Annotated in this window: 11 protein-coding genes and 1 pseudogene; 8 read left to right on the forward strand and 4 right to left on the reverse strand. The window is 63.6% G+C overall.

Annotation, left to right across the window (positions count from 1 at the left end):
- The 3 genes and pseudogenes from N0B15_RS00080 to N0B15_RS00090 form a co-directional block, all read right to left on the reverse strand.
- Window positions 1–216 (reverse strand): annotated as a pseudogene (locus N0B15_RS00080) (hypothetical protein); the annotation flags it as partial.
- A complete protein-coding gene (locus N0B15_RS00085; RefSeq protein WP_263004899.1) occupies window positions 213–1,166 on the reverse strand; it encodes a DUF7958 family protein in 954 nt (317 codons plus the stop codon). The pseudogene N0B15_RS00080 and the gene N0B15_RS00085, both read right to left, overlap by 4 nt.
- A gap of 3 nt (window positions 1,167–1,169) precedes the next feature.
- Entirely contained in the window at window positions 1,170–2,468 is a 1,299-nt protein-coding gene (locus N0B15_RS00090; RefSeq protein ID WP_263004901.1) for an eCIS core domain-containing protein, read from the reverse strand.
- Between the two features lie 429 nt (window positions 2,469–2,897).
- Between N0B15_RS00090 and N0B15_RS00095 the strand changes: the two genes are divergently transcribed.
- The 6 genes from N0B15_RS00095 (at window position 2,898) to N0B15_RS00120 (ending at window position 6,913) form a co-directional block, all read left to right on the forward strand.
- On the forward strand, window positions 2,898–3,059 hold the full coding sequence (locus tag N0B15_RS00095) for a hypothetical protein (protein WP_263004903.1): 162 nt from the start codon (window positions 2,898–2,900) through the stop codon (window positions 3,057–3,059).
- A gap of 178 nt (window positions 3,060–3,237) precedes the next feature.
- Window positions 3,238–3,753 (forward strand): hypothetical protein, encoded by a 516-nt coding sequence (locus N0B15_RS00100; protein WP_263004905.1) that lies wholly within the window; start codon window positions 3,238–3,240, stop codon window positions 3,751–3,753.
- Between the two features lie 109 nt (window positions 3,754–3,862).
- A complete protein-coding gene (locus N0B15_RS00105) occupies window positions 3,863–4,147 on the forward strand; it encodes a translation initiation factor eIF-1A (protein ID WP_263004907.1) in 285 nt (94 codons plus the stop codon).
- Window positions 4,148–4,260: 113 nt separating this feature from the next.
- Complete coding sequence (gene gfo6 / locus N0B15_RS00110; RefSeq protein WP_263004908.1) at window positions 4,261–5,364, forward strand: D-xylose 1-dehydrogenase Gfo6; 1,104 nt, start codon at window positions 4,261–4,263, stop codon at window positions 5,362–5,364.
- 86 nt (window positions 5,365–5,450) lie between these two features.
- On the forward strand, window positions 5,451–6,566 hold the full coding sequence (locus tag N0B15_RS00115; protein WP_263004910.1) for an ATP-binding protein: 1,116 nt from the start codon (window positions 5,451–5,453) through the stop codon (window positions 6,564–6,566).
- Window positions 6,566–6,913, forward strand: a complete 348-nt coding sequence (locus N0B15_RS00120; protein WP_263004912.1) for a response regulator — start codon at window positions 6,566–6,568, stop codon at window positions 6,911–6,913. The genes N0B15_RS00115 and N0B15_RS00120 overlap by 1 nt, the downstream gene beginning before the upstream one ends.
- On the opposite strand, the gene N0B15_RS00125 is transcribed toward N0B15_RS00120, so the two are convergent.
- Window positions 6,903–8,111, reverse strand: a complete 1,209-nt coding sequence (locus tag N0B15_RS00125; RefSeq protein ID WP_263004914.1) for an aminotransferase class V-fold PLP-dependent enzyme — start codon at window positions 8,109–8,111, stop codon at window positions 6,903–6,905. The two genes, N0B15_RS00120 and N0B15_RS00125, sit on opposite strands and share 11 nt — an antisense overlap.
- Before the next feature lie 243 nt (window positions 8,112–8,354).
- Between N0B15_RS00125 and N0B15_RS00130 the strand changes: the two genes are divergently transcribed.
- Both N0B15_RS00130 and N0B15_RS00135 read left to right on the forward strand, forming a co-directional pair.
- A complete protein-coding gene (locus N0B15_RS00130; protein WP_263004916.1) occupies window positions 8,355–8,489 on the forward strand; it encodes a hypothetical protein in 135 nt (44 codons plus the stop codon).
- A gap of 3 nt (window positions 8,490–8,492) precedes the next feature.
- Window positions 8,493–9,431: a DUF8203 domain-containing protein gene (locus N0B15_RS00135; RefSeq protein WP_484549506.1), complete on the forward strand. Its 939-nt coding sequence runs from the start codon at window positions 8,493–8,495 to the stop codon at window positions 9,429–9,431.
- Window positions 9,432–9,495 lie beyond the last annotated feature (64 nt).

Raw genomic sequence — 9,495 nt, forward strand, 5'->3', positions numbered from 1 at the left:
GTCGGCCACGACCGTGCCGTCCTCGGTCTCTTTGGCGATGGGTCCAATCCCGCCCTCGGCTGAGCGCTGGACGTGAACGTCCATCCCCAGGCGGTGAGCCACCACTGGCTCCTCCCCCTCGAGTGCCTTCCTCGCCACCTCGTCGGCCTCGCGCTCGGGTGTTGGAATCGGCGTCGAAGACGGCCGGTGGCCAGTCGCTGCTCGGAAATGACTCACTTGATAAACGCCCCGTGGTCGCCGTCGCGCTTGTGCAACTGCGGGTAGAGGCCGTAGTGGTCGTACCGACGGGCGTAGATGAACTTCCCGAAGCCGACCACTTTGTAGGGGTCCGGCGGAACGAGCCCCATCCCGACGAAACAGTCCCTGACCTGACAGCGCAGGTGGTGGTCCAGATACTCGCGAAACTCCTCGAGCGTGCCTGGCTCGGCGGGGAGTAACTCGAGGCGAGCATCCGGCTGGCGCTCGAGCGGGCTGTCGGCCCACTGGACCTCGTGTTCACCACGCGCGTTGGGAAAGCCGACGTGGATACCGGAGACGGCCCCTACCTCGAGTTCGAGGTCCTCGTCGTCGGCGTGGTCGACCAGTTCCTCGCCGAAGGTCTCCCAGTTCTCGCGGTCGGCGTCGGTGACGGCCCCGCCGCTCTTTGGCTGGGTTCCGTCGTCGTACTCGAGTCCGTGGTCGGCGGCCAGTGTTCGCGCCTGGTCGGTCAGGCCGCTCCCCTCGATGTCGACGCCCAGGTAGATGTCGAGTTTGTAAACGACCGCGTTCGGCGCGCGGACGCCCGCGGGGAGGGCGACCGGCCGCTCGACGTCCTCGTGGTGGCTGCGAAGCTGCTGGCGGAGCGGCCCGAAGTAGCGCTCGAATGCCTCGTCCGAGAGCGCGAGTATCGCGCGGCGCACGGCGTCGATATAGTCGGGATTGTCGACGTGCTCGAGGGTATCGTAGCCGCGTTCGCGGTAGACGTGGAACTTCGCGAAGCGCCGGGCCTGGTTGACGCGCTCGTTGTCGTCTTCGGTTCGCTCGTCTGGGTCGTCGGCGTAGCCGTCTTGCGAGTGTCCCTGAATTTCGCCGTCAAACCCTACTGCGACGGTGTGTTCCGTACCGCGATTGTCTGTAATTCGAACCCCAATTCCTCGCTCGTCTTCTCCAACGATCTTCCCTTCCATAGATTAGTCAAAGCGAGTCGACCCTGTCGTTTCCCGCGCGTCCTTCAACTCGAGGTACATCTGCTGAATCTCCTCGTACATGCCCTCGAGTTGGGCGCCTTTGCCACCGGGGCGGTTGTCGGCGAGGTAGTCGATGCCTTCTTTGGTGACGTCGCTGGCGACGCCGGAGACGGCCGCACCGACGGCAGCACCGGCCGCGGTACCGATGACGGGGATGACCGAGCCCGCGGCGGCCCCGATGGCGGCACCGGCCCCGGCCCCGGCGAGTGCGCCGAGGCTGCCTTTGGTCGCGGCTTTGAACCAGTTGCCGTCAGAGGACGCGCCGGGTTTGGCTTCGGTCAGCGTCTCCATCACCTTCGCCTGGCCGGCTTTCAACTGCTCGACCTCGGCGGCGAGGACCTCGGGGTCGGCGGGAATGCTCGGCCCCTCTGGCTCTTCGGTCGGCTCCTCGGTCTTGCTGAACCTGCCTCTCAGGAACCCGCGCCGGGTTGCGCTCACGGCGCGTTGGATCGACACGTCCATCCCCAGGCGGTGGGCGACGATCGGACCCTCGCCCTCGAGTGCCTTCCTCGCCACCTCGTCGGCCTCTCGCTCGAGTTCGGGATCGGGGTCGATGACCAGCGAACTCCCCTCCTGGGGGAGCATACTGACCTTCCCGCCGGTCTGCTGTCTCACGTGCGCGAGTTCGTGCGCGAGCAGATATTTCCCTTCGGGACTCTCCGGGTTGTACTCCCCGCGGTTGAACACCACGTGGTTTCCGGTGGTGAAGGCGCGTGCCTCGAGCGCGCTCGCCGCCTTCGCGGCCTCCGGTCCAGTGTGTAGCTGTACATCGCTGAACGAGTCGCCCATCCGCTGCTCCATTTCTTCACGAACGGATCCCTCGAGCGGCCGCCCCGGCTGGGAAATCACCCGCCGAACCACCTCTGGTGTGGCTGTCTCACCCGCGAGATCACTCTCCGCTTGCGCCTCGACCGACCGCATCGCGCTCTCGGTGTCGAGTTCGACACCCGCTTTCCAGGAGCTACGCACTCGAGCGACGCGAACCTGCTCGCCCATCGGCGTGTTACAGCCTTCGGGGAGTTCACCCCGTTCGCCCAACTCCTGGACGTTCTCGAGACCACGCCGCAGGATCATCTGATCGAGGATGGCCGCCTGGTCGCGCGAGGGTTGGCCCACTCGCGTTAGGTACTGGTACGGCCGCGCCCCGCGCTGGGTCTGGGCCTGCGCTCGAGTGCGCTGTGTACGTTCGTTTCGCTCACTGTCGTCGTTCGACCGGTCGCGCCGATCACGGTCGAAGCTCACCCGTCCCACCTCACTCGTACGTACATCGGTAATTAACACTGCGTTACGAGTCGATTGTATTAGGTGTTGGTGTTCGGACACCACCGCCGGATACCCTCGTTCCGACCTGGATTCTTCGGAAAGGGAAGTATCACCGACACCCATTTCCAGAAATTATATGTATCTCTTCGTGAAACTCACGTCTGGAAGCTGCGCCCGCCAGTGCTGGTGGGGCATACAGAACGTGCCCCGGGTGCGAGGACACCCGAGGCGTGGCTTCCAACAAACCCCCTTGAAGGGTTTTGAAGCCATGACTCAGTACCAACCACGCGACCTTAAAAGGCTCGCAAACGCGCTGTACAGCCCGCGAAACGCCGATTCTCGGAGTGACGACGCTCTCACTCGAGTCCGTGTCACACCCACTCGAGCGCCGCAGACGGTGAGGGAGCGATGACCGAGGAGTACGGCCGGTGGGGCGGGGAGGGGTGGAACCCGCCACGGTGTCCACACTGCGAGAGCGTCGTGGTGGGCGTGACGGCGACGGGTCCGTACACCATCCAGGCCTCCTGTGGCTGCTACCTGACTCAGGCGGAGGCTCGAGACCTCCGGTAGGTGGCGCTCTCCCGCTTCGACAGGTGAAACGACGGTTGCACGACGAGCGTGGCGACTGTCGCTCACTCGAGACAGTCACCTGAACTAGTATTCGACACGGTCCTCGGCGTATTAAAGACGCCACAGCGACAGGCCAACCACTTTGCGGCGACCGTCTCGAGAGTCGCCTATAACCGCTATGGAACTCGAATCGCCGCAACCGAACTCCGCGACTCAGGCGACGGCGACGGAGTCGACGCAGGCCGACTGGAACGGCACCGTCCCGAGCACGTGGGACGTCAGAATCGTCGCGTTCGTCGTCGTCGTCGCCGCGCTGGCCGCCTCGTTGAACGTCCCCTCCGGTGGAATCGCCGTCGCTGGCGTCGCGTTCGTCCTCCTCGCCGGCGGCGGACTGCTCAGCCACCGCCACGGCGAGCGACAGCTTCGAGACCTCACTCGCCGCGTGGTCGACCACTGGGTCGAACGCGGCGGGGCGGTCGAAGCCGTCGAACGCACCTCGAGCGGGACGCTCACCGAGTGGGAGGTCAGGACGCCCGACGGGACCATCAGCGTCGGCGGTCTCGCCCTGACGCCGCTGTCGCGCTTCGTCGTGCGCTGGGACGGCTTGAGCGAGGGGATGGCAGCCAGCGAGGCCGACGCGGACCTCGAGCGCCTCGCCGAGGAGTGGTACCGGGAACTGTTCGACGGGCGCTGAGCGCAGCGTCGGCGGCTCGGCCGTCACCGCTACACAGCCGCCAGCAGGTGTGTCTCGAGTCAACAGGTGTTTTCCAACCATTTATGCGTCTGCCGTGCGTAGTCGGCCTGTGAGCGAAGAATCTGGACGACGAAACCTCCGCATGCCCAACGACGACGAACTGTTCGCCGTCGTGACCGAACACCTCGGCGGCAACCACGTTCGCCTCCTCTGTGAGGACGGTGAGACGCGCCTCGGCCGCATCCCAGGCCGGATGAAGTACCGGACCTGGATCAACGAGAACGACGTCGTACTCGCCGAGCCCTGGGACTTCCAGGACGAGAAAGCGACCGTCGAGTGGCGCTACACCGGTCAGGACGCAGATCAGCTTCGTCGCGAAGGGCACATCGACTGACCACATTTCGCGGAGTCTAGCGGCTGTCCATCCCACACCGTGAGCCGCTGGTACAGCCACCCCTGAGTGCAGTTCGTCACAACAGCCATCGTTCTCGAGCGTGAGGTCTCCGTATGGGTCTCGATTCAAATGCCCCCGACCTCGAGACGCTGACGAGTTCGTTCACCCACCGCGACTGGCAGGACGTGACCGAGACCGACGACCCGGTCCGGTTCGCGATGGTCGGTCTCGGCTGGTGGACGCGCGAACAGACCATGCCCGCCGTCGAGGCGGCGGCCCTCTGTGAGACGGCCGTCGTCGTCAGCAGCTCCCGTGAGAAAGGCGAGGAGGTTGCCGAGGAGTTCCCGACCGTCGAACACGCGATCACCTACGAGGAGTTCCACGACGGCGCGGCGAGCGACGCCTACGACGCCGTCTACGTCTGTACGCCGAACGCCAAACACCTCGCGTTCGTCGAAACCGCCGCCGACCTCGAGAAGGCGGTCCTCTGTGAGAAGCCGATGGAGGCGAGCGTCGACGCGGCCGAGCGCCTCGTCGAAGCCGCCGACGCAGGCGGTATCACGCTGATGATCGCCTACCGGATGCACACCGAACCCGCCGTTCGACGCGCACGAGAGCTACTCGAGGCGGGTGCGATCGGTGAGCCGCTGTTGATCCACGGCAACATGTCCGAGCCGATTCTCGAGCTGGTGCCGGATCCGAACCAGTGGCGACTCGATCCGGACCTGGTGGGCTACGGAACGAGCGTGATGGACATCGGCGTCTACTCGCTGAACACCAGCCGGTATATCCTCGGGGCGGATCCGGTCCGCGTCCAGGCGTCGGTCCGCTCGGTCGAGGAGGCGTTCGCGGACGTACCCGACGAACACGCCGCCTTCCAGGTCGACTTCCCCGACACCCTCGCGGTGTGTACGGCGAGTCAGAACGCCTACAGCGCGAGCCACCTGCGGATCACCGGCAGCGAGGGCGAACTGCTGATCGAGCCCGCGTTCTACCCGTGGGACGACCGCGCACTGCGGCTCTCGCGTGGCGGAACGTCGGTCGACATCGAGTTCGAGCAGGTCGACCAGATGGAAGAGGAAGTCGAGTACTTCGCCCACTGCCTGCTCACGGACGAACAGCCGTACGCCGACGGCGAGCACGGCCTGACGGACATGCGAGCGATCGCAGCCATCTACGAAGCCGCCGAGACGGGCGAGGCGGTCACGCTCGAGTGAGCGGACAGCGTTCACGCGCCCAACGGCGGACGCGGCGAGCACCAGCCGGCGGCCACGTCGCGGGACGGCTCACGGGCTGAAGAGCCATGACCGAAGAGACAGACCACCACAGCGAAGCGGCGTCGGAGGCGCTGAGAGCGGCCGCTCGAGCGGCGCTCGTCGAGACCACGAGCGACGCCGTCGTCGTCGCCGACGCGAGCGGCCGAATCCGTGCGGTGAACGGCCGGGCGCGGGCGCTCCTCGGCGCTGGCGAGTCGCTCGAGGGAGAGCACATCGAGGCGCTGTTCGACCCGGTGCCGTCCGCACTCGAGGCGGCGAGCGGCGCAGGCGAGCGAGCGGACAGGACGGAGCGAGGAGGCGAGCGTGAGCAAGCGGACGTGAGAGAGCGAGGGGGAGGAAACACGAGAGAGCGAGTGTGCGTGCGAGCGGCCGACGGCACGCCGACCTACCACGAGCTGACCGTCACACGGGTCGGCGGCGGGGAGGGACCGGAACGGGACGCGAGCGGGCTGCTCGTCGTGCTCCGCGACGTGAGCGACGCAGTCGCGCGTGAGCGGGCGGGCGAGCGACTCGAGGCGGTGGCGAAACTCCTCTCCCACGACGTGAAGAGTCCGCTCGGCATCGCCGAGACGTACCTCGAGTTCGCCGCCGAGACCGGCGCAGACGAGGACTTCGACGCCGTCAGCGACCGTCTCGAGCGGGCGAGCGACCTCGTCGGCGACCTCCTGGCGTTCGCACGGCTCTCGCTCGAGGACCTCGAACTCGAGTCGCGGTCGGTCTCCGAGACTGCGAGAGCGGTCTGGGAGCGCTTCGAGACCGAGGGGGCGTCGCTCGCGGTCGCAGACGGTCTCGAGGTGGACGCAGACGACGACCTCCTCCACCACCTGCTCGCGGACCTGCTCCGAAACGCGCTCGAACACGGCGGGCGACCGCTCGACATCGAGGTGTGTGCGCTCGAGGGCGATGGGTTCGCCGTCGTCGACGACGGTGTCGGCGTCGTCGAGGGGATGGAAGCGACGGCGATGGAACCGGGCTACGCGACGGGCGACGGGGCGGGTCTCGGCTTGCCGACCGTCGCGGCCATCGCCGCGGCCCACGGCTGGCGCGTCAGCCTCGAGACGCCCGATGGCGGCGGGACGCGCGTCGAAGTTCACACCGACGATACTGTTAATACTCGAGGCGGGAAACCGGGACATCCGTAATGGGTGGAGAGACCACGGTGTTGATCGTCGACGACGAACCGCTGTACGCCGACGCACACGCCCGCATGCTCGGCGACCGCTACCGCGTGAAGACGGCCTACAGCGGCGCGGACGCGCTCGATTCGATCGACGACGTGGACGTGCTGTTGATCGACCGGAAGATGCCGGAACTCTCGGGCGACGACGTCGTCGACGAACTCGAGCGCCGGGGCGTCGACTGCCGGCGGATCATGGTCACCGCACTCGAGGCCGAAAGCGACGGACTCGACGCCGTCGACGGCTACCTGACCAAACCGGTCACCCCGGACGAACTCACCGACTGCATCGAGCGCGCACTCAGCTGCTGACGAGCGCCTCGATGCGCTCACAGACGTACTCGGCCTGGTCGTCGTCGAGACACATCGGGTTGACCGTGAACTCGCCGCTGTGGAGTGCGTCCGCACCGACGAAGACACGCGGATTCTCGGCGCGCAAGGCCCGGACGAGGTCGACACACGAGCGGGCGGCGGCGTCTTCTGCGAGCGTCACGACCACCTCGGGAGCGACCGTCGGCTGCTCGCCGCTCGTCACACGCGTCGAGAGCGCCGGGTGTGCGTCGAGTCTGTTCGCGGTGTGCTCGGCGCGCGCTCGCCAGTCGGCGGCGACGGTCTCGTGGTCCTCGGCGAGAAACGACTCGAGGGCGACGACGAGACCGACGAGTTCCTCCTTGCCGACTTTCATCCCGCGGCCGACGCCCTGGCGGGGGACGCCTGCGAGGTGCTCCGGATCGATCAGCGACGCGGGTGGGTCCCACACCGCCTCGGCGGCGTGGGTGTCGAGGTGCTGGAGCGCGACCGAGCGGACGAGGTCCGCTCGTCCGGCGAGGATCCCCGTCGACTGTGGGCCGCGGATCGCCTTCCCGCCGCTGAAGGCGACCAGGTCCGCCCCCGCCTCGGTGAACCGCCGGAGGTTCTCCACGGGCGGCAGTTCCGCCGCGGCGTCGACGATCACCGGCACGCCTGCCTCGTGGGCGAGTTCGACGACAGTCTCGAGCGGCGGTCTCGCCGTCGGCGTCGCGAGGTAGGCGACCGCCGCCGTCTCGTCGGTGATCGCCGCCTCGAGTTCCCAGGGTTCGGTGTTCTCGGCACCGCTCCCGAGGTGGGCGTCGTTCGTCCCCACGTCGACGACCCTCGCGCCGGCGACGCGGTAGGCGTGGTCGTAGCCGCTGCGGTGGGTACGTGGAACGACGATTTCGTCGGCCAGTCCCTCGGTGTCGGGGAGACGCGCCATCGCCGCGAGGTCGTCACCCGCGATGGCGGCGGCCGCCGCGAGGGTGAGACAGGCGCTCGCACCCGAGCAGACGTAGCCCGCCTCGCTCCCGGTCGCCTCACTGATGAGTGTCGAGGCGCGCGCCTGGAGGTCGGAGATCCGCGCGAAGCCGTCTGCGGCCCGGCGCATCGCGTCGGCGGCCTCGGGGCGGATGAGACTGCCGCCGATTCTGGTCTTCGTCCCGCTCGCGTTGACCACCTCGGGAACCTCGAGGTCGTCGTAGATGGAGTCGGTCACACCTCCACGCACTCGCTGCGACGGTATGAGTCCGTGGGCCTCCTGCAAGCCGCACGTCTCGGGTAGGGTTGCCGTGAGAGCCGACTCGAGACGCCGTTTGCGAGCGTGAGGCGGGTTGCTCGAGTCAGTGTGGCGTATTCAATCATCAGCAGAATAGGAATCACTGGACAGAGAGTGTATGACGTATTCTATAGCACCCTCTGTTTACCTAACGTTTTTTTATTAGTACTGCAATGAGGTAGTATGTCTTCAGAAGGAGTAATTGCGGCAGACGCCACTAAAAACGATTTTCATAAACAACATCCTCATGGGTTTAGCGCTATTTCTGTTGCAATTGTATTAGAAGATCATAAAGAATTTAATGAGCAATACTTCTAAATTATCTCAAAGAAAGTTGACGAATATGGTATTAAAACAGCAACGCCAATAATAAAAGATAAATATATAAACAGGTATGTGCCACTGTGGAAGCAAGAAGATGCAAGGCGAGAGATCGTTTTTGAACTTCTTTCACTTGATGTATTAGACACAATATATGTCACTGAAACATATTTACAACCCAGGTGGATAGAACTATACCGTGAGGAGGATGATGCATTTAGAAGAGAAATGTCGCATAAATTTGTAGAGGACATTTTATTCCAATACTACGACATAATATCGATTTGGAGGTATTTGAAACGTTATGAAAACAGCGGCTATAAAGATGTGATGACGGACGACTTTTCCGGACACATTTGTAAGGCTTATGAAGAAATTGGCGAATTATGTAATACGTTCAAATCCGTCCCGTATGGTGATATTACATACCCTGCCCTTTCGATGGCAGACTTAGTGACTGGTCTTCTTAAACAAGAGGTATATCCATTACGAAGAGAAGAAATACAAGATTACATTCAAGATGACACCCCGGCATACGTCCAGACTGAAAGTATACGTAGTGACGCCTTAGATAAAATCGTACCACACAAAACTAATGATGTTAGAACAGATCTATTGAGGCCGGACCCAACAGTTCATATTCACAAAGGCGACACCATCCCGAAAGATAGACTATACACATTAGACATATTCAAGTATTCATGTATATTCGCACAGCAAAATGGGGGATGCGTGAAGCTGTTCGATGAGTCAAATGACCGCCACCACTTATCAGGAGACGACCTGATTATTTGTTTAGATGGTTCTTCTGATAGTCTGAAAGATTATGAAGAACTAAATTCAAAATATTCAGCAAAGGTCCTTGATAGGGAGGATGCAATGGAATATTTGACGGAAAACTATTCGTCTTTAGCTAAGACTCACACCTCGGTTGCGTAGCGGTAGCGAGCGTCTCTTGTAACACTGGCCGTTGCTGGTGGATCTTCTGTGCGTCGTCGATCAG

Origin of the sequence: Natronobiforma cellulositropha (assembly GCF_025629245.1) — an archaeon.
GTDB lineage: Archaea > Halobacteriota > Halobacteria > Halobacteriales > Natrialbaceae > Natronobiforma > Natronobiforma cellulositropha.